This is a genomic window from Lacipirellula parvula (assembly GCF_009177095.1).
Classification (GTDB): Bacteria; Planctomycetota; Planctomycetia; order Pirellulales; family Lacipirellulaceae; genus Lacipirellula; species Lacipirellula parvula.
In genome coordinates this window covers 1,761,926-1,781,418 of record NZ_AP021861.1, presented here as the reverse complement: position 1 = coordinate 1,781,418, position 19,493 = coordinate 1,761,926, and the positions used below count along the sequence as shown (strand labels likewise).

Sequence of the window (19,493 nt, the reverse complement as noted above, 5' to 3'; positions counted from 1 at the left end):
GGCGGCAGATTAAACGATTCCACCAGCGTCACGCCAGAATTCCCTGCACCACGCGTCCCGCGACGTCAGTGAGGCGCATGTCGCGGCCGCTGAAGCGGTAGGTGAGCCGCTCGTGGTCGATGCCGAGCAAATGGAGGAGCGTCGCGTGGAGGTCGTGCATCTCGACGCGGTCTTCAACGGCTTTGTAGCCGTATTCGTCGGTGCTGCCGTAGATCGTGCCGCCGCGAACGCCGCCGCCGGCGAGCCAGCAGCTAAAGCCGAACGGATTGTGATCGCGGCCATCGCTCCCCTGGGCAAACGGCGTGCGGCCGAACTCGCCGCTCCACCAGACGACCGTCTCGTCGAGCATGCCGCGAGCTTTCAAATCCATGAGCAGGGCCGCAATCGGTTGATCGACGGCGCGGGCATTATCGCGGTGGCCGGGGATGAGTTTGCTGTGCTGGTCCCAGCGATCGACACCGGCAGCAGCGGGGCAAGTCAACTCGACGAAGCGGACGCCCCGCTCGACCAAGCGACGGGCGAGCAAGCACTCCGCGGCGAAGGTGCGCGTCGGTTCGAACTCGGCGTCGAGGCCATAGAGTTTCTTCGTTGCGGCCGTTTCGCTGGAGAGGTCGGTGAGTTCGGGAACTGCGGCCTGCATGCGGAACGCGAGTTCGTAGTTGGCGATCGCCGATTCGATCGGATCGGCGTGGGCAAACCGCTCGGCAACAAAACCGTCGAGCCGGCGGCGGAGATTTAGCTTCGCATCGATTTGCGCGGCGACTTGCTCGCGCGACGCGACATTGGCGATGGCCTCGCCGCGCGGTCGCAAAAGCGACGCCTGGCTACTTGCAGGCAGGTAGCCATTGCCAAAATTATCGATGCCGCCGGGCGGGATGAGGCCGCCGTTGAGGACGACGAAGCCGGGAAGATTTTGCGATTCGCTCCCTAGGCCGTAGATCGTCCAGGCGCCGGCGCTGGGTCGGCCTTGGATGCCGGCGCCTGTGTGGAGAAAGTAGTTCGCGCTTGTGTGTTCGGAGAACTCAGAGGTCATCGAGCGGATGAGCGCCATCTCGTCGGCGCACTGCGCAACGTGCGGGAAGAGTTCGCTGACGCCCATCCCGCACTGGCCATGCTTGGCGAACTTCCAGGGGCTGCCGAGCGTGAGGCCGTTGTCGTTGAACTGCGTCGGCTCCATCCGCATCTTGAAAGGTTGGCCATGCTCCGCTTGGAGCCGCGGCTTGGGGTCGAACGTATCGACTTGCGAGGGACCGCCGTCCATGTAAAGGAAGATGACGTTGCGGGCTTTTGGCGCGAAGTGCGAGCGGCCGCTGCTGCTCGACTGCTCCGCACGGGCCACGTCGGCATGCAACCCGGCGAGCGCGAGGGCGCCGAAGCCGCCGGCGCTCCGTTGCAGGAGTTGGCGTCGCGTCAGCGGGGCGTTGAGGAAGCGGCCGCAGTGCATAGCGTTCTTGATCGCTGAGGTTGATGAGGCGGAAGACTCGGTTACCGCAGGTAAATGAACTCTTTGACGTTCACCAGGACGTGGCAGAGATCTGCCCAAACGCGTTTGTCGCTGCCGTCGCTTCCACGTTCGGCGGATTGCTGCAAAACGAACTCACTCGCCGCGGTCGCTTCGGCGGGCGTCGGCTCGCGGCCGAAGGCGGCGAAGTAGAGCCCGCGAATTCGCTCGTCCGTCGAGCCCGGTTCCGCCACAATGCGCTCCGCCCAGCGATCGCAGAGTTCCAGCACGAGCGGATCGTTCAGCAGCGTGAGCGCTTGAGCTGGGACGTTTGAGGCGTTTCGCTGGCCGACGCAGGTAGCGGGCGCTGGCATGTCGAACGCCAGCAGGAACGGCGCGAGGAAGTTGCGGCGGACTTCGAGGTAGATGCTTCGCCGGCCGGCGCCATCAAGCGGGCCGCTCGTCGCGGGCTTGCCGCGGCCATCCATGAAGGGGGTGAGGTGGATCGGCACGGGCGGCCCGAGGAGCGTGCGGTCGAGCCGACCGGAGTTGCAAAGCAGTGCGTCGCGAATCGCCTCGCCCTCGAGCCGACGGACGTTGGCGCGATGGAGCAGGCGATTCTGCGGGTCGGCGATCTCTGCAGCTGGCACGCCGACTGTCGAGAGGTGATAGACGTCGCTGAGCATGATCTCGCGGATGAGCCGTTTGATCGACCACCCTTCTTCGATGAAGCGGGCGGCGAGATAGTCGAGAAGTTGGGGGTGGCTCGGCGGTTCGCCGAGGGCGCCGAAGTTATCGACCGTCGGCACGAGGCCGCGGCCCATGAGGTGGAACCAAATGCGGTTGACCATCACACGGGCGACGAACGGGTTGTCATCGCGGAACATCCGCTCGGCGAGTTCCAGCCGGCCGCTGCTTGGTGGCGAGTTCGGCGGGTCGTCGGCAGTGATCGCTTCGAGCAGGCGTCGCGGCGCGACCTCGCCGGGAGTTTTGTGGTTGCCGCGGATATGAACGCGCAGGTCTTCGCCGCTGCCGTCGCCAATCGTGACTGCGGCAACGGGATCGGGCAAAGATTCGTCGATGTTCTGCATCGATTGCACGAGCGACGTTAGCCCAGCGATCGGTTCGCTCTGGAGCGCCCAGTCAGGAACGGGCATGCTTTCGAGCTTGGAGCGATCGTCGCTCGGCGATTGCTTGCTCTCCGAGAAGCAGACTTCATCAACCGCCAGCCACCCTTCCCCGGCGTCGACAAATTCGAGGTGCGCGCGGTGCCCGAGGTACCGGCTCGCATCCTGGCTCCGCCACTCGAACTCGTCGCCGTCAACTTCGAACGTAAAGCCCTCGAAGAGCTGCGGCGTGAACGGGTCCATCGCGTAGCCGTCGACGATCAGGCGAACTTTGCCATGATGGCCAGCGACGCGGTAGTGGAGATGTGGTTTTTCGATGGTGAACGTCGGCGAGCGCAAGACGCCGGGGAGTCGTTCGCCGAAGCGGCCGCTGTGGGCGACGCCAGTCGCGAGGAGCGCGGGTTGAGACGCGCGGACGCGCCAGTCGCCAGGCTCGGTCAGGGTTGAGCCGAAGGCCCAGCCGCTGCGGAACCAATTCTCGAAGCCGCCTGAGAAGTCGGCAAATACTTGTTCCGATGGTTCGCCGCGAACGTCGGCGGCGGCGTGGTGCAGTTCGCTTTCGAGCTGGCTGAAGAGCGCGGCGGCGGCGATCACCTCTCGCCCCGCAGCCTGAAGTTCGGCTAAGCGGGCGGCTCCCGCTTCGAGTTCGCCGTTGGGATCGAGTCGAGCGACCTGCTGATGCGAACTTGCGAGGTAGCCGGCGAGGGCGTAGTAATCCTTCGTCGAGATCGCATCGAACTTGTGGTCGTGACAACGGGCACAGGCGACGGTCAGCCCGAGAAACGCCTTCGAAAAAACGTCGACTTGGTTCTCGAGTCGCGTCGCCTGATCGGCGCGGGCGTCGACTGGAGCGTGCACCGCCTCGCCGAGATACCAAAACCCAGTGGCGAGAATCGACTCGTCAAATCGTTCCGTTGGATGCCGTCGCGGCTCTTCGAGCAAGTCGCCGGCGATATGCTCGCGGACGAATTGGTCGTACGGCAGATCGGCGTTGAACGCTCGGATCACGTAATCGCGGTACCGCCACGCCTCGGTCAGCGGGAAATCCGATTCATGCCCCAGCGTTTCGGCGTAGCGGACGACGTCGAGCCAGTGACGGGCCCAGCGTTCGCCGAAGTGGGGCGACGCGAGCAGCCGGTCGACCATCCGCTCGCGGGCCCGCGGCGATGGATCGCTTTCGAACTCGCGAATTTCCGCCGGCGTAGGGGGCAGGCCGGTCAGATCAAACGACATCCGCCGCAGTAGCGCCCCGCGATCGGCCAGTTCGGCCCGTGTTACTTTCGCATCATTTAGCTTGGCCAGCAGAAAGGCGTCGATCGGCGAGGCGGGCGCGGCGCCGACATCGGTCGGTGTGGGCGGCTTTTCGATTGGTCGCCAGGCCCAGTGGCTAGCCTTGCGAGCTTGCAAATCGAATGCAGGCTTCGTTGCGACGGTAGTGGGCGCCGCTTCCGGCGGCCAGGGGGCGCCTTGGGCGATCCACTCTTCGAGCAGTTTTACTTGTTCCGCGGGCAACTGCTCGGTGGGCGGCATTTGATAGATGTCGCCGTAGCGTACGGCGTCGATCAGCAGGCTGACTTCCGGTTGCTGCAAGTCGAGAGCGGGACCCGAGTCGCCGCCAGCGAGGACGGCGGAACGGGAATCAAGCCGCAGCCCTCCTTCTTGGTGCTCGCCAGCGTGGCACTCGAAACAGTGCGTCGCGAGTAGCGGGCGGATGTGCCGCTCGAAGAATTCGAGTTGCTCGGCAGAGAATGCGGAATCCGCTGCGATGGTCGCGTCCAACTCCGCGGCAGAGGCTGGCCAGCGAGCGACAATAGCTAGCAAGAGGAACAGCGCCGGCGCTGGGCAAAGCCGCAGGTATCGTTGCAAACTCATAGGCAACGCGACGCGAAAGGGGAGGAGAAAGCCGCTGCAGCTAATTTCGCGGCCGGCTTAGCGGGCGTCAATGAGCGTGAACGGTTCGGTCCCCAGCAAAAAGCGCAGCCTTGGTCTGGGAATATTCACGGAAAATCGAGCAGATGGGCTGGGAAGTCCATCGCATCTCACGGCAAGCGGGCGCCTATTTCGGTCAGAAAGCCACGAACTCGCGGCGTCGATCGCACGGAACGATGCACGCAGACTCTCGGCACGATGATTGCTACGACGTGAGTCGCCGAACCGCGCATAGCAGCGGGCGTGCCTAGATCTCAATTGTCGCGACGCCCACTGGAGAAGCCGGAAGCTCGCTGCGCTACCTAGCAGGACTTCAGGCAAGATGCTCCCCTTCCCCGCCGCCTTGGCTGCCCAAGCGACGCATTTTACGGCTGAGCGAGTCGCGCTCATGCTCCTCACACGACCATGCGGCTGTTGTTGCCGCAGCTAATCGCCGCGCGGCTCCGATCGCTCCGCGGGTCTCTTCAGACGAGGCGAACTCTCGCCCCGTCCGCCTCCTGCGTTTACCGGCAGCGGCTACTTCAGAACATTCAGAACAACGCGATCAAACGACTTCCCCAATCAAGCACCATCGAGAGAGACGACACCAGCATGCGAAAGCTCATCTCCCGCGCTACGCTTTTGAGTCTAATCGGCGCCACGGCGGTCGGATCGATCGACGAGCGCCAAGCGGCTGCTCAGCAGTTGATCCCAACCTCCGGAACCGTCGCCTGGAACGACGACGCCAATTGGGGGCAACCGTTTCCCAATTGCGCCGGCACGACGGCAATCGTCTCGGCGCCCACCGGGCACTTGATCGTTGACCTTGGCCAGCCGATTACGCTCGACACGCTCACGATCAACAAAGGGACGGCCGCGACAAACAACTTTGATACGACGGTGCGCGGTTCAGCGACGAACACGCTGACGTTCACCGGCGCCGCGCTCATCAGCAACGAGTATACCGCCGAGGGAACGGGCTGGAGTTACATCGACGCCCCGGTGATCTTCAATTCCACGCTGACGATCACGCAGAAGGATGACGAAGCGATTCGCTTCTACCAACCACTTTCGGGCGCCGGCGGGCTGCTCGTCAACCGCACCACTAGCGGCGAGGGAACGGTTCGCTTCGTCGCGGCGAACAGTTACGCCGGACCGACAGTGATCGCCGGCAACGGAGCGCAAACGTTCGCTGTGGTGCGACTGGAGCACGCCGGCTCGATCCCGGGCGGCATCGACGCCACGGGGGGAACGAGCAACATCACGCTGAAGGATAGCGCGATCCTCGGCCTGAATGGTTCTGACTTCAAGCGGACCTTCGGCGCCGGCCCCGATCAAATCCAATTCAGCGGCGGGCAAAACGGTTTCGCCGCGTTCACGACCGACCGTGCGGTGAACATCGGCGGGAACCTACAGGAAGTGAATTGGGGCACGGCTGGCCTGGGGACGTTTGTGCTCGGCGCCGTCAACGCGACGGCGACCGTTGATTTCCAGAATCCGCTCAACCTCGGCAGCTCGAATCGCTCGATTCGCCTTAACGACGGCGGGGCAGCCGTCGATGGTCGGATCAGCGGCGTGATCAGCGCGACGGGCACGGGGACCTTCACCAAGCTTGGCGCCGGGACGCTCGCGCTCGCGGCGGCGAACACCTACGCCGGCAACACGATCATCAACAACGGCGGTTTGCGGCTGGAGAAGGCCAACGCGATTCCGGCAACGAGCAACCTGACGATTTCCGGCAACGGGCATCTGCAACTCGCCGTATCCGACTACGCGGCCAACTTGGGAACAGGTGCGGGCCAAGTGCAGTTCACCACCGGGGGCGGCGGCTTCTCGGCATCGAACGGTACGTGGAAAGTGACGCTCAACGGCGGCGCCGGGCTGACGTGGGGCGCCGGCAACTTCATCGCTGCGGGAAACAACTTCATTCTGTCGGATGATAGCAGCGCGGACGGGACGGTCGACTTCACCAACCCGATCAATCTCGCGGGCGCTGCTCGGACGGTTGCCACCCGCGCCGGTGCGGCGGACATCGATGCGCGGCTAAGCGGCGTCATCAGCGGCGCCGGCAGCGGCAGCTCGTTCGTGAAGAACCAGCAGGGGACGCTGGAACTCTCGGCCGCCAACACCTACGAAGGCCCGACGCAAATCGCCAACGGCGTGCTGCTGCTCACGAATCAGAACTCGATCCCCGGCGGCGTGACCGGCGGGAACATCGCCAACATCAACCTCAGCGGCAACAACGGCGTCGTCGCCCTCGGCGCCAACGACTTCACCAGCGGCATCGGCACAGGGGCCGGGCAGGTGCAGTTCGGTTCGGGCGTAAACGTCGGCTTCGCGGCCTTCGGCGCGACCCGCAACGTCAACCTTGGCGGCGCTTCGCAGCAAGTGGTTTGGAGCGGAGGATTCATCTCCGGCAAGTTTCTCGTCGGCACCGCTGGCGCCGACGCGACGGTTGTCTTCCAAAACCCGATCGACCTGAACGGCGGCGCCCGCTCGTTCCTCGCGCGCAACGGCAACGCACCGATCGCCGGCGAGATCAGCAACGTCATTAGCGGCGCCAGCGGCAGCGTCGTGAAGGAAGGCAACGGCCATCTCGCCTTCACTGCGGCCAATACTTACGACGGCGGTACTTCGATCATTGCCGGCCGACTCTATGCGAACAACACAACGGGCTCGGCCGTCGGCAGCGGCGACGTGACCGTTAGCGGCACCGGCACGCTGGCGGGTACCGGCTTCGTCGGCACGGCGGGCGATGCGTCGAACGTTGCGGTGCAGACGGGCGGCCATATCAATCCGGGCGTCGCGATCGGCCAGCTCACCGTCTCGGGCAACGTGACGTTCGCGACGGGATCGTTCTTCGACGTCGATCTCGACGGCGGCGGGTTCGACAAGCTGACGGTAAACGGCGCCACCAGCCTCGAGGGAACGCTCAACGTCGTCGTGCCGACTGGCTTCACGGCGACGCCGGGGACGACTTACTCGATTTTGTCGTCGACAGGCGGCGTGTCGGGGCAATTCGCGGCGATCACCACCAACGGGACAAATGCCTGGACGGCTCAGTATGATGCCAACGGCGTGACGCTCGTTGCAGGCGCTCTGCCGTCGAACTACGCGGCCGACTTCGATCTCGACGGCGACGTCGACAGCGACGACCTCACCCGCTGGAAGACGAACTACGGACTCGCGTCGGGAGGAACCAAAGCTACCGGCGACGCGAATGGCGACGGCATTGTCGACGGGGCCGACTTCCTGTCGTGGCAGCGGGAGTTCGGCGGCGGCGTGACGCCGCCGGCTAGCCCCGCGACAGCCGCGGTGCCGGAGCCGGCGAGCGGGGCCATCGGTTTGGCCGCGGTCCTCGGCGCCCTGCCCTTGATTCGGAAATTTCGTCGCCCGCGCTCGCTTCGCCAGGGCGAGCAGTAACTGTACGCTTGGTTGGGGGCAAGCGGGCCGCACCGCCTCGTAGGCGGCCGGCCCGCTTCTCCTGCTGTACACTAGTAGTTTGCCAATCAACGCTTTGAGCGTTCACGCCTTTCAATTGGGAGTAACTATGAAACTACGCAGATCATCGCTGTGGCAGCGGATGGCGACGGCGCTCGTCGCGACCGCGGCTGCCGTCGGCATCGCGCAGGCGGGTTCGGCCGCTGACGCGAAGAGACCGAACGTCATCGTGATCCTCGCCGACGACCTCGGCTGGGGCGAACTCGGCGCCCAAGGGAACAAACAGATCCCGACGCCGAACATCGACTCGATTCCCGCCAATGGCGTGAAGTTTACGCAAGGCTACGTTTCCGGCCCCTACTGCAGCCCGACGCGAGCCGGTCTGGTGACGGGCCGTTACCAAACGCGCTTCGGCCATGAGTGGAACCCGCCGCAAAAGCCGAACGCGGGGCTGCCGGTCGATCAGAAGACAATCGCCGACTACCTGAAATCGGCCGGCTACGCCACCGGCGTCGTCGGCAAATGGCATCTTGGCGTGGATGAAAAGTTCCGCCCGTCGAAGCGCGGATTCGACGAATTCTACGGCACGCTCGCGAATACGCCGTTCTTCCATCCGCAGCTTGTCGACTCAAAGATTTCGGACCAACCAAAGCGTGTCGAAGATCCCGAGTTCTACACGACCGATGCCTACGGCAAGCGGGCCGTCGAGTTCATCACCGAGCACAAGGACGAGCCGTTCTTCCTCTATCTGCCGTTCAACGCGCAGCATGCTCCGCTCGAAGCGCCGCAGAAGTACCTCGATCGCTTCCCGGAGATCAAAAACGAAAAGCGGAAGCATTTCGCCGCCATCCTCTCGGCAACCGACGATGCGATTGGCGACGTGCTGAAATCGCTCAAGGACAACGGCATCGAAGAAAACACGCTCGTGATCTACCTTGCCGACAACGGCGGCCCGACGCAAGGCACGACTTCGAGCAACCTGCCGCTCCGCGGCTTCAAGATGACGACGCTCGAAGGAGGCGTGCGCGTGCCTTTTTACGCTCAGTGGAAGGGGAAGATTCCGGCGGGTCAGGTTTACGAGAACCCGATCATTCAGCTCGACATCATCCCGACCGCGCTCGCGGCGGCAGGCGTCGCGGTGAATCCCGACTGGCAACTCGATGGGGTCGACTTGCTGCCCTACCTCACGGGCAAGAACAACGCGAAGCCGCACGACGAACTCTTCTGGCGGCTCGGCGAGCAGTGGGCCGTTCGCAAGGGAGATTGGAAGCTCGTCACTTCGCGTATCGACGGACCGCAGCCGCGGCTGTTCAACCTGAGCGAAGACATCGGCGAAGCGAACGATCTCGCCGCCAAGCATCCCGAAAAGGTGGCCGAGCTCCGCAAAGACTGGGAAGCGTGGAATGAGAAAAACATTCCGGCCGCTTGGGAGCCGAACGGCAATCCCGAGAAGCTGAAAGTTCGCAAGGGTGCGGGCAAGCAGGCTCGTCGCAAGCGAGCCGCGCAGGCCGGCGGCGCCGCGGCTGGCGAGTAACTCCCACGACGTCGCAGCCGCTCTGGCAGGGATGCAGGAGCGGCTGCCCGTCATTGGTCGGTTTCCCGCGGAGTAGCCGTGTCCGATCTGCGTTAAGGAAAGTCAGCAATTCTTTAAGAATGGACACTCCGGCGAGAGTCGCCGGAACAGGGCCGGGGTTTCATTAAAATGCGCGTTGGCGGCTCATGGTTGACGGAGCCCCCAACGGCAGGCGAGTATCATAGTTGAAGCCTTTTCAGCTCCTTCCGTCGATTCTGATTCCCTTGTCCACGACGTCAGTTGATATGCCACGTTTAGCCATCGCCCTCTTGTTGACCCTCGCGGCCAGCTTGTCTCACCTTGCCGCAGCCCACGCCGAAGAGAAGCCATCGCGTCCCAATGTGTTGATGATCGCCGCTGACGATCTCAACCATTGGGTCGGGTACCTCGGCCGCAATCGCCAGGCGATCACGCCGAATCTGGATTGGCTCGCTCAGCAGGGCATGTCGTTCTCGCGCAGCTACTGCGCGGCGCCGTCGTGCAATCCGTCGCGTACGGCCCTGATGTCTGGCCTCCGCCCCGACGTGACGGGCGTCTACGGCAACAACGACGATTGGCGGAAGGTGCTGAATGACAAAGTTCACCTCGCCTCGGCCTTTCGCAACGCCGGCTACTACGTCGCCGGCGCCGGCAAGATTTATCACGAAGCCTACCGCAGTCCCGCGGAGTGGGACGACTACCTGAAGGAATCGGGCACAGATCCCATTCCGACCGGTAGCAAGGGAGTCGGCGGCATTCGCTTCGGCGCCGTCGATGCAAACGACGAAGATCTTCGCGAATGGAAAATCGTGCAGTACGGCATCGACGAGCTGAAGAAGGAACACGACAAGCCATTCTTCCTGGCGATCGGGTTGCACAAACCGCACATGCCGTGGTTCGTGCCGCAGAAGTATTTCGATATGCACCCGCTCGATAAAATCGAGCTGCCGCCGCACATCGAGGACGATCTCAGCGACGTCCCGCCCGCCGGCGTGAAGATGGCCAAGCCGGACGGCGACCACAAGCAAATGGTCGACTCGGGCCGCTGGAAGGAAGCGATCCAGGCCTACCTGGCGGCGTGCTCGTACTCCGATGCGATGATCGGCCGATTGCTTTATGAACTCGAAAGGAGCCCCTACCGCGACAACACCATTGTCGTCTTCTGGGGCGACCATGGTTGGCACCTCGGCGAGAAGGAACATTGGCGGAAGTTCGCCTTGTGGGAAGAAGCGACCCGCGCGCCGCTCATCTGGAAAGTCCCCGGCATGACGAAGCCGGGGAGCGTCAGCGAGCGGACCGTCGACTTCATGTCGATTTACCCCACGCTCACCGACCTCGCCGGGATCGAGACGCCGGAGCACGTGCAGGGGAAATCGATCCGCCCGCTGCTCGCCGATCCCAAAGCCAAATGGGACACGCCGGCCGTGACGACGCAGGAGGAAGGGAACCACTCCGTCCGCAGCGAAGGGTGGCGCTATATCCGTTACCGCAACGGCGATGAAGAGCTGTACGACGAAACAGCCGACCCGTACGAGTACAAGAATCTGGCCGAGGATCCCAACTACGCGGAGCGGAAGAAGGAACTCGCGCAATATCTCCCGACGACGAATCTTCCCGACATGTCCGGCGGGCCCGACGGCCACAATGCCGAGGGGAAGAAAATGAAGAAGAACCGGAACCAACAACGCAATCAACAACGCAAAGAGCGAGCCAAGTAATGACTTCTCGATTTCAGACGTGCTCCGTCGCTTTACTGAGCGGCGTCTTCGCCATGCTCGCGGTTTCCGCTTCAGCCCAAGCCGCTGATGCGAAGAAACCGAACGTGATTTTCATCCTGGCCGACGACTTGGGGTACTCCGACGTCGCGGCCTACGGCAGCAAGTATTACGAGACGCCGAACATCGATCGGCTCGCCGCCGACGGCGCTCGCTTTACCAACGGCTACACCTGCGGGCCGAACTGCCAACCGACGCGGGCCGCGCTTAACAGCGGGCAGTACGGTCCGCGCACCGGCGTCTACACGGTCGGCGGCATCAACCGCTTCGACTGGTCGAAGCGCCCGCTCCGCCCGGTCGACAACGTCGTCCAGTTGCCGCTCGACAAGATCACGCTCGCCGATTCGATGAAGAAGGCCGGGTACGCAACCGGCATGTTCGGCAAGTGGCACATCGGCAACGACGAAGCCCACCACCCGAGCAAGCGCGGCTTCGACGAAGCGATCGTCTCGCAAGGAAAGCATTTCAATTTCGTGACGAGCCCGAAGACCGATCACCCCGACGATCAGTACCTCGCCGACTTCTTGGGCGACAAGGCGGTCGACTTCATCGAACGCCATAAGGACGAACCGTTCTACCTTTACCTCCCGCACTACGGCGTGCATGCTCCGTACGATGCGAAGGAAGAGTTGGTCGCGAAGTTCAAGGACAAGCCAGCGGCTGGCGGACACCACGACCCGCGTTACGCAGCCATGCTGTATAGCGTCGACGAAAGCGTCGGGCGCATCGTTGCGAAATTGGAAGAACTCGGACTCGACGACGACACGCTGGTGATCTTCAGCAGCGACAACGGCGGCGTCGGTAGCTACGACACGATCGGTCTCGACAAGAAGAACGGTATTACCGACAACTCGCCGCTGAAGGGTGGCAAGGGAACGCTCTACGAGGGGGGCTTCCGCGTGCCGTACGTCTTCCGCTGGAAGGGGAAGATTGAACCGGGCCGCACCGAGGCGACGCCGATCAACTCGGTCGACCTCTACCCGACGCTGGTCGAACTCGCCGGCGGCGAACTGCCGGAAAACTACCCGCTCGACGGCGTCAGCTATGCGAAGCTTCTCACCGCAGAGAAGCCGTTGGAGCGAGGCAAGCCGCTGTTCTGGCACTTCCCCGGCTACCTCGGCGCGAGCGGCGACACTTGGCGGACCACCCCCGGCGGCGCTATCCGCGACGGCGAGTGGAAGTTGATTGAGTACTTCGAGGACGGGCATCTTGAGCTGTACAACCTGACCGATGACATCGGCGAGAAGAATAACCTCGCCGCGAGCAACCCGGAGAAGGCCAAGGAACTGCACGAGAAGCTGAAGGCGTGGCGGCAGGAAATTAACGCGCCGATGCCGACGGCGAATGATCCGACGAAGGCTCAGCCGGTGGTAAAGGCCGGCAAGAACAAGGGGAACAAGGCCGGTAAGGCGAACAAGAATCGCGGCGGCAAAGGGAAGAAACGCGCCGCAAAGCAAGCGGCGAGCGCGGAGTAGCACTAGCGCTCCATTGATGAATGCTGTGGCTCCCTCCCCCTTGAGGGGAGGGCTGGGGAGGGGGGTGGGACTCTGGTACCCGCTGCCGACACCCCTCCCTAACCCTCCCCCTCAAGGGGAGGGGACCTCACGATTTCAGTCAATGTGCGGCTTCACGAGTTTGCGATTGAATCTGCTGTAAGACCGCGAAAACATCTCAATCCGAAATCGCTTCGCTCAACTCGCGCAACCGTTCAATATTACGAATCGGCGGCTCGCCATAGTTCCGCTTATAGTCGCGGCTAAAGTGCGATGCATCGTCGTAACCGACGCGATAGCCGGCTTGCGCGGCGTCGAGATTTTCGTTGAGCATCAGCCGCCGCGCTTCTTGTAGCCGCAGCTGCTTCTGGTACTGCAGCGGGCTCATCGCCGTCACCGCTTTGAAGTGGGCGTGGAATCCCGACACGCTCATGTAGAGTTCCTTCGCGACGGCTTCGATTTTCAGCGGCTTGTCGAAGTTGTCGCGAATGATTTCGACCGCGCGAACCATGCGATGCGATTGGCCGCCGAGCATCGCCAGATGCCGTAGGCGGTTTCCCTGCGCCCCGGTCAACAACCGATAGACGATCTCGCGAATCACCAGCGGGCCGAGCACGCGGTACTCGCTTGGCTTGTCGACGAGTCGCACCAGCCGCAACGTGGCGTTGAGCAAGTCGGGATCGAGCGGGCCGACGTCGACCGCCTTCGCGCTGCCGTCGCTGCGAGCGTCGACGAGCCCCGACTCGACCATCACCGAGGTGACGATCGCAGGATCGAGCGTCAGACGAAAGCCGAGATAAGGACGCTCCGGCGACGCTTCCACCACTTCACCGGTGACGGGGAGTTGCATCGTGGTGATCAGGTAGCGAGCCGGGTCGTAGCGAAAGGTTTCATCGCCGAGCAGAACGACCTTGCTACCCTGGGCCATCAGGCAGAACGCTGGCTCGCACACGCTGTGGACCCGCTCGCCGGGCTGGGACTTCCGATAGAAGAACACGCCGGGCTGCGGCTCGATCGCGCCGTCTTCGTGCGAGGCGACGGAGATCCGCTCGGCAAGTTCCGCGAGATCGGCCGCGACGCGGCTGGCAAGCTGGGGGCTGAGGTCGTGATTCATGAGGGCATCTTACTAAGCAAGCATCGACAATTGGCTGGCTCTGAGGGCCATTTAGAGAATTGTACAAGCATCCGCGAGAATCGTCCGATCGCCTCCCCCGATGATCGCCATAGAATTGGCCCAGTGTCGAGGAAATGGCCGGTTTAGCTGCGAGCCCGCTGGACTGGACATCAATCACCGGCGCCCGCTCAATTGCCCCCGACGAACCCCGCCCAGGAAGCTGAAGATGTTCCAAGCCAAAGCCTATTCCGCGACCAGCAAAACCTCGCCCCTCGCCGCGGCCAGCATCCCGCGCCGCACGCCGAACGACCACGACGTGCAGATCGAGATCCTGTTCTGCGGCATCTGTCACTCCGACTTGCACTACGCCCGCGACGAATGGAACGCCGACATGCCGGCGATTTACCCCTGCGTGCCGGGGCACGAAATCGTCGGCCGCGTCGCGAAGGTCGGCTCGGCGGTCACGAAGCACAAGCCGGGCGACCTGGTGGGCGTCGGCTGCATGGTCGATTCCGACCGCACCTGCCCGAACTGCAAGGAAGGTCTCGAGCAGTTCTGTCCAAGCCAGGTCCTTACCTACGGCGGCCCCGACAAGCATGGCACGGCTCCGGTCACGTACGGCGGTTACTCCGACACGATCGTCGTCGACGAGCACTTCGTTCTCAGCATTCCCGCGAGCCTCGATCTCGCCGGAGCGGCGCCGCTATTGTGCGCCGGCATCACCACGTACTCGCCGCTGCGTCACTGGGGCGTCGGTAAGGGAAAGAAGGTCGGCATCGTCGGCCTGGGCGGCTTGGGGCACATGGGGGTGAAGTTCGCTCACGCCTTCGGCGCCCACACTGTGGTATTCACGACCTCGCCGAGCAAGAAGGAGGATGCCCTCCGACTCGGCGCCGACGAAGTTGTCATCTCGAAGAATGCGAATGAAATGCAAAAGCATGCCGGCAGCTTCGACTTCATCCTCGACGCGGTGGCGGCTGAGCACGACATCAACGCCTACATCCAACTGCTCGCTCGCGACGGCAACATTACGATGGTCGGCGCCCCGGAGAAGCCGCTCTCCGTCGGGGTGTTCGGGCTGATCATGGGCCGCCGCAGTTTCTCCGGCTCGCCGATCGGCGGCATCGACGAGACGCAAGAGATGCTCAACTTCTGCGGCGAGCACAACATCACCGCCGACGTAGAAGTGATTCCGATTCAAAAGGTGAACGAAGCTTACGAGCGGATTCTCAACTCCGACGTGAAGTATCGCTTCTCAATCGATATGGCGTCGCTCCGAGCAGAGTGAGTTGCAGATACTTGCTTGCGGCTCAGATAGATAAACGAAGGGGTGCCACTGGCATCTTGCCAGTGCAGAAGTTGGTACTCGTTTGGCACTTCTCACTGGCGACACGCCAGTGGCACCCGATTATTCGACTAATTACCTGAACTTGAATACTCAGACCAATTCAGGAGTTCACTCCGATGCAGATCACTCGCGCGGGCTCACAGCCTTCCGGTAAAGGGCCAGCTGAGTACTTCACCGGCTCGGTGCGGATCGATCGGTTGATCGAAGCGCCGGCCCCGGCGCGCGTCTTCGCTGCGAACGTCACGTTCGAGCCAGGCGCTCGCACAGCTTGGCACACCCACCCGCTCGGCCAGACGCTGATCATCACGGCCGGCTGCGGCTGGGCGCAGCGTGAAGGCGGGCCGGTAGAGGAGATTCGGCCGGGCGACGTCGTCTGGTTTCCGCCGGGCGAAAAGCATTGGCACGGCGCCACGGCGACTACGGGAATGTCGCACCTCGCGATTGCGGAAACGCTCGATGGCAAGGCGGCCGATTGGTTGGAGCAGGTCTCCGACGAGCAATATCGCGCTGGATGAACCTGAGGCGGATAGTTCGTTCGCGTACACGATTACCGGGAGAAGGCAATGCAGACTCGCAAGCTTGGCAACAGCGGTCTCGAAGTTTCCGCCATCGGCCTTGGCTGCATGGGAATGAGCTTTTCCTACGGCCCGCCGAAGGATCAGCGAGAGATGACGTCGCTGCTGCACGCTGCAGTGGAGCGCGGCGTCACCTTTTTCGATACGGCCGAAGTATACGGCCCCTACCTCAACGAAGAACTGGTCGGGCCAGCGCTCGCGCCGTTCCGCGGCAAGGTGGTGATCGCCACAAAGTTTGGATTCGATCTCCGCGAGGGGATCAACTTCCGCAGTCCAGGCGGGGCGCCGGCGCTCAACAGCCGACCAGAGCATATCAAGCAGGTCGCCGAGGAATCGCTCAAGCGGCTGCAGATCGAGACGATCGACCTGTTCTATCAGCATCGCGTCGATCCCGCGGTGCCGATTGAAGACGTCGCCGGCGCGGTGAAGGAACTGATCGCAGCGGGTAAGGTAAAACACTTCGGCATGTCGGAAGCAGGCGTGCAGACGATCCGCCGAGCCCACGCGGTGCAGCCGCTTGCCGCGTTGCAGAGCGAATACTCACTCTGGACGCGCACGCCGGAGCGAGAGGTCATTCCCACGTTGGAAGAACTCGGCATCGGCTTCGTGCCCTACAGCCCGCTCGGCAAGGGATTCCTCACGGGCGCAATGAACGCAGAAACGAAGCTCGACAGCGCCGACTTCCGCAACATGCTGCCGCGGTTCACGCCGGAAGCCATGCAGGCGAATCAGGCGCTGGTTGATTTGCTTGGCGCCATCGGGAAGCGAAAGGGGGCGACGCCCGCACAGATTGCGCTCGCCTGGCTACTTGCTCAGAAACCGTGGATTGTGCCGATTCCCGGTACAACCAAGCTGAACCGGTTGGAAGAAAATCTCGGCGCCGCCGCCGTCGAACTTTCACAGGGCGACCTGGATGAAATCGACGCCGCGGCCGCTAAGATCACGGTGCAGGGCACGCGCTATCCGGAAAAGCTTGAGAAGATGACGGGGCTCTAGGCCGCGGGCGTGCGACTTGAAACGAACTGCTTCGTTGTGAGGAGTGAGTGCAACATGAGGCATATCGCCTTCGATAAATATCGCAGTCCGCGCGATCGTTCGATCGGGTTCTTGTGCGCGTTGGCAAACATCGCCGCCGCGTGCATGTGGACCGCTACTGCAACGGCGGCCGATTGGCCGCAGTGGCAGGGCGCCGATCGGAACGCCATGTCGGCCGAGCAAGGCTTGCTGCAAGAATGGCCCGAGGGCGGCCCGCCCCTCGCGTGGCGCGTCGACAATCTCGGCGGCGGCGATAGCGCTCCCGCCATCGCTGCGGGGCGGCTCTACGGCATGAGCGCCCGCGATGGCGAGGAAATTGTCTGGGCGCTCAACGAGGCCGACGGCAAAGTCGCGTGGGAGCAAGCGATTGGCCCAGCCGTCGAGCAACGCATGCCGCAGTCGAAAGAAGGGCCAGGCGGCACCCCCACCGTTGACGGCGAATTGCTCTACGTCATCGGGATGGGCGGCGAGTTGGCCTGCCTCCGCGCGGCGGACGGGACGATTGTCTGGCATCGCAATTTGGTCGACGACTTTGGCGGGACGACGCCAATGTGGAGCTTCCGCGAGTCGCCGCTTATCGACGGCGATCGGTTGATTTGCACGCCTGGCGGCGAGGACGCCACGCTCGTCGCGCTCAACAAATTGACTGGCGAAACAATCTGGAAAAGCCAGGCGCCAGGCAGCCCCAAGGCTGCTTACTCCTCGCCAATCGCGATCGACTTCGAGGGGCAGCGGCAATACGTGCAGCTGACGGCGCAGGCGCTCATCGGCGTGGCCGCCTCTGATGGCGCATTCCTGTGGGAGTATGCGAAACCGGCCAACCGCAACGGCATCAACTGCACGACGCCTCTCTACCACGACGGCACGGTCTTCGCCGCCTCGGCCTACGGCGCTGGCGGCGGATTGGCAAAGCTTAGCAAGGGATCCAACGACGAAATCGAGGCCGAGGAGGTCTACTTCACCAACCGGATGCAAAACCATCACGGCGGCATCATTTTGTTCGAGGGTTGTCTTTACGGCGCCAACGGCGGCAACGGCGGCGGCAATCTCATCTGTCTCGACTTTGAGAATGGCGACGTGCTGTGGGACGAGCGCCGCGGCGAAACCCGCGTCGGCAAGGGCTCGATCGCATTCGCCGATGGTCGGCTCTACTACCGCACCGAGGACGGCACGATGCTCCTCATCCAGCCGAACGCGGAAAAGTACGTCGAGGTCGGGCGCTTCGATCCGCCAGACCGCACCAACGTGCCGGCGTGGGCGCATCCGGTGATTGCCAACGGCAAGCTTTACGTTCGCGACCAAGATGTGTTGCTCTGTTACGACATCGCAAAGAAATAGGCGCCAAGCGGCCGTAGCTTCTCAACGCGGCGAACGCTGGCCAACCAAGTAAATGTGACGGGCATGAGCCTGCGGGAAGCATGGTCGACGGCGTGAATTGGGTTGACATTGCGCCGCTGCGATCGCTAAGTTGATCGCTTCAGACATAGAAGAGCTTGCTTGCGCTGACTGGAAAAACCGGAAGCCGGCGATCGCCCTGAGGGTGGTCGCCGGCTTTTTTCGTTTCACGCACGCGAATGGATGCAGTGCCGCCGCCCACCGGCGTCGGCTTGCCAACTATGAACAGTTTTTCCGACAAGGCGGTCGAACACGAGTCCCATGCGCTGCATTGGGATATCGACTCGATTGTTGCGCAACTACGGTCGCTGCGAATGGCGGCGCCGGGCCGGCGGTTCGGCGATCGCCCCGCGAAGCTCCCCTCGCAGAAGGCGCTCGCCGGCATCCTCGACGGGCTCTCGGCGGCCCTGTTCCCGAATCGCCTCGGCCTCCCTGACCTGACGAACGAGGGCGTCGATTACTTCGTCGGCAACACGCTCGACCTCACGCTGCGGGAACTGCTGGAACAAGTCCGGCGGGAACTGCAATTCTCCGCCGCCTTGGAGTCGAACCCTACCGAGATTCGCGAGACCGCAATCGCGATCACGCGTGAGTTCGCTTCGCAGTTGCCAGCGGTGCGCAAGCTACTCGAAAGCGACATTCGCGCCGCGTACCAAGGCGACCCCGCGGCCCGTAGCGTCGACGAAGTACTCGTCTGCTATCCCGGCGTCACGGCGATCACCCACCACCGCCTCGCTCATGTGTTGCATGGTCTGGGCGCGCCGCTGCTGGCGCGGATGATCGCTGAAGTCGCTCACTCGACGACCGGCATCGACATTCACCCGGGCGCCCAAATCGCCGGGAGCTTTTTCATCGACCACGGGACCGGGGTCGTCATCGGCGAATCGGCGATCATCGGCGAGCGGGTGCGGCTCTACCAAGCCGTGACGCTCGGCGCCAAACGATTCCCCACCGACGAAAACGGGGCCATGCTCAAAGGCAACGCCCGTCATCCGATCGTCGAAGACGAAGTCGTGATCTACGCCGGTGCCACGATCCTCGGCCGCATCACGATTGGCAAAGGTTCGGTCATCGGCGGCAACGTCTGGCTAACGCGCAGCGTCCCGCCGGGCAGCAACATTACCCAGGCTAAAAACCGCAGCGAAGCGTTCGACGACGGCGGCGGAATCTAAAAAATCACTGCCGACCGTTTGCTAGCGGCTGGCAACCACTGTTATTTTCTGAAGCGCGAAACTAAAACACTGACGCAGGCCGATTGCTAACGCTGGTCGGCCGACTGCCTCCACCGC

12 protein-coding genes are annotated in these 19,493 nt (G+C 63.1%); 9 read left to right on the top strand and 3 right to left on the bottom strand.

The window, feature by feature from the left end; translation table 11 throughout:
• Positions 1 to 28 precede the first annotated feature (28 nt).
• Together PLANPX_RS06765 and PLANPX_RS06760 are read right to left on the bottom strand one after the other, a co-directional pair.
• Positions 29 to 1,444, bottom strand: a complete 1,416-nt coding sequence (locus PLANPX_RS06765) for a DUF1501 domain-containing protein (protein WP_152097999.1) — start codon at positions 1,442 to 1,444, stop codon at positions 29 to 31.
• Positions 1,445 to 1,485: 41 nt separating this feature from the next.
• The gene (locus PLANPX_RS06760; RefSeq protein ID WP_152097998.1) at positions 1,486 to 4,440 is read right to left on the bottom strand and encodes a PSD1 and planctomycete cytochrome C domain-containing protein; all 2,955 of its coding nucleotides are present in this window, start codon (positions 4,438 to 4,440) and stop codon (positions 1,486 to 1,488) included.
• A gap of 648 nt (positions 4,441 to 5,088) precedes the next feature.
• On the opposite strand from PLANPX_RS06760, the gene PLANPX_RS06755 reads away from it, so the two are divergent.
• The 4 genes from PLANPX_RS06755 (at position 5,089) to PLANPX_RS06740 (ending at position 12,719) form a co-directional block, all read left to right on the top strand.
• Positions 5,089 to 7,899, top strand: coding sequence for an autotransporter-associated beta strand repeat-containing protein (locus PLANPX_RS06755; RefSeq protein ID WP_172991913.1), 2,811 nt, complete (start codon positions 5,089 to 5,091; stop codon positions 7,897 to 7,899).
• Between the two features lie 127 nt (positions 7,900 to 8,026).
• A complete protein-coding gene (locus tag PLANPX_RS06750) occupies positions 8,027 to 9,451 on the top strand; it encodes a sulfatase (protein ID WP_198421850.1) in 1,425 nt (474 codons plus the stop codon).
• Between the two features lie 284 nt (positions 9,452 to 9,735).
• The gene (locus PLANPX_RS06745) at positions 9,736 to 11,187 is read left to right on the top strand and encodes a sulfatase (protein ID WP_152097996.1); all 1,452 of its coding nucleotides are present in this window, start codon (positions 9,736 to 9,738) and stop codon (positions 11,185 to 11,187) included.
• A complete protein-coding gene (locus PLANPX_RS06740) occupies positions 11,187 to 12,719 on the top strand; it encodes a sulfatase (protein ID WP_152097995.1) in 1,533 nt (510 codons plus the stop codon). Before PLANPX_RS06745 ends, PLANPX_RS06740 begins: the two co-directional genes overlap by 1 nt.
• A gap of 196 nt (positions 12,720 to 12,915) precedes the next feature.
• Here PLANPX_RS06740 and PLANPX_RS06735 read toward each other — a convergent pair whose 3' ends face one another.
• Positions 12,916 to 13,851 carry an AraC family transcriptional regulator gene (locus PLANPX_RS06735; protein WP_152097994.1) on the bottom strand — a complete coding sequence of 312 codons (936 nt, stop codon included), beginning with the start codon at positions 13,849 to 13,851 and terminating at the stop codon, positions 12,916 to 12,918.
• A gap of 226 nt (positions 13,852 to 14,077) precedes the next feature.
• Here PLANPX_RS06735 and PLANPX_RS06730 point away from each other — a divergent pair, with 226 nt between their 5' ends.
• The 5 genes from PLANPX_RS06730 (at position 14,078) to epsC (ending at position 19,376) form a co-directional block, all read left to right on the top strand.
• Entirely contained in the window at positions 14,078 to 15,139 is a 1,062-nt protein-coding gene (locus tag PLANPX_RS06730) for an NAD(P)-dependent alcohol dehydrogenase (protein WP_152097993.1), read from the top strand.
• Between the two features lie 176 nt (positions 15,140 to 15,315).
• Positions 15,316 to 15,714 (top strand): cupin domain-containing protein, encoded by a 399-nt coding sequence (locus tag PLANPX_RS06725; protein WP_152097992.1) that lies wholly within the window; start codon positions 15,316 to 15,318, stop codon positions 15,712 to 15,714.
• Positions 15,715 to 15,762: 48 nt separating this feature from the next.
• On the top strand, positions 15,763 to 16,770 hold the full coding sequence (locus tag PLANPX_RS06720; RefSeq protein ID WP_152097991.1) for an aldo/keto reductase: 1,008 nt from the start codon (positions 15,763 to 15,765) through the stop codon (positions 16,768 to 16,770).
• Between the two features lie 54 nt (positions 16,771 to 16,824).
• Positions 16,825 to 18,147: a PQQ-binding-like beta-propeller repeat protein gene (locus tag PLANPX_RS06715; RefSeq protein ID WP_232536314.1), complete on the top strand. Its 1,323-nt coding sequence runs from the start codon at positions 16,825 to 16,827 to the stop codon at positions 18,145 to 18,147.
• Between the two features lie 278 nt (positions 18,148 to 18,425).
• Positions 18,426 to 19,376: a serine O-acetyltransferase EpsC gene (epsC, locus tag PLANPX_RS06710; RefSeq protein WP_152097990.1), complete on the top strand. Its 951-nt coding sequence runs from the start codon at positions 18,426 to 18,428 to the stop codon at positions 19,374 to 19,376.
• Positions 19,377 to 19,493 lie beyond the last annotated feature (117 nt).